The organism is Pseudomonadota bacterium (assembly GCA_010028905.1).
GTDB lineage: Bacteria > Vulcanimicrobiota > Xenobia > RGZZ01 > RGZZ01 > RGZZ01.
In genome coordinates, this window is sequence record RGZZ01000885.1 from 1 (window position 1) to 1170 (window position 1170).

1 protein-coding gene is annotated in these 1170 nt (G+C 61.8%); it reads left to right on the top strand.

Annotated elements, in window-relative coordinates; genetic code table 11:
- Window positions 1-117 precede the first annotated feature (117 nt).
- Window positions 118-1170, top strand: a 1053-nt coding sequence (locus EB084_26120) for a hypothetical protein (GenBank protein ID NDD31741.1), incomplete at its 3' end; no start/stop codon positions are given.

Genomic DNA, 1170 nt, shown 5'->3' on the forward strand with positions numbered 1-1170 from the left:
ACCTTCGACGTTGCGGCGATCTCGTGAATCCGGTCGCTGATGCGCTTGCCCTTCTGGGCGTCTTGCATCTCGGAGGTGTCAACGCCCGCGAAGGCGCAGGATCCCAACGTCTTCGAGATGGGGATCAGTGTGATATCTGGGGTGTACAACAACGCACGCGATTATCTCGGCAGCGTCGATCTGTCGATTCGCGAGCAGCTTGGGCACAAGAATTCCATCGCGGGCGTTGACACCTCCGAGATGCAAGACGCCCAGAAGGGCAAGCGCATCAGCGACCGGATTCACGAGATCGCCGCAACGTCGAAGGTCGTCAACAACGCCGACGTGCGCGTCGTCGACGAGAAGCACTGGAAGGACTTCCTCAAGAGCCGCAACGTCAGCGCCGAGGAAGCAAGGCACCTGGCGCTCTACGATGGTCGCACGCACTCGGTCTATGTGAGCAGCAGCTTCGACAAGCTCAACTCAAAGCAGCAGCACGAGGTCATCACCGAGGAGATCCGTCACGCGGAGCAGACCAAGAACCTTCGCTCTTTTGGGGCGAACGGAACGCGCCTGGCCTACATGGCCGAGAAGAGCAGCGCCTACCGCGCTGCCATGAAGAACCCTGAAGGCGTGAAGAAGGCCCTCACCGAGAGCTATCGCCAGAACGGCTACAAGCCGGAAGAAGCCGCTGACAAGGCCAGCCACGCCCTCGAGAACTGGGCCGAGCTCGACGCCGCGTCTCACATTCTCTGGAACGGTCACCCCTCGATGTCGCAGGCCACCCGCGACAGCCTCCGCCAATCTCTGAAGGCCGCCTGCCCCGAGCTGGCGGCATCTATGGAGCGCGAGACCTCGGGTCGGTCGCTCGCAACGAACAAGGCGCTCATGGAGAGGCTGCAGGATCCTGCGGCGCGTGACACGTTTGCCAAGAAGCTCGGTCTGAACGAGAAGCAGAAGAAGGATCTCGATCGCGCGTTGAAGATGCCGTTTCCCGGGCTCGAGGTCGGTCAGATCCTGAGCGGTCTGTATGGAATGCACGGTCAGGTGCGTGCCTCTGGAAGTTGGAACGCCGGCGTTCTCGCGGAAAGCAAGATCGGGTCGACCCATCAGTCTATCGTTGCGGGTCCCGCTTCGGTCTCTTCGGCGGCCAAGGCGGCCCCTTCACAGGGGGCACCTGCTGCTGCCATT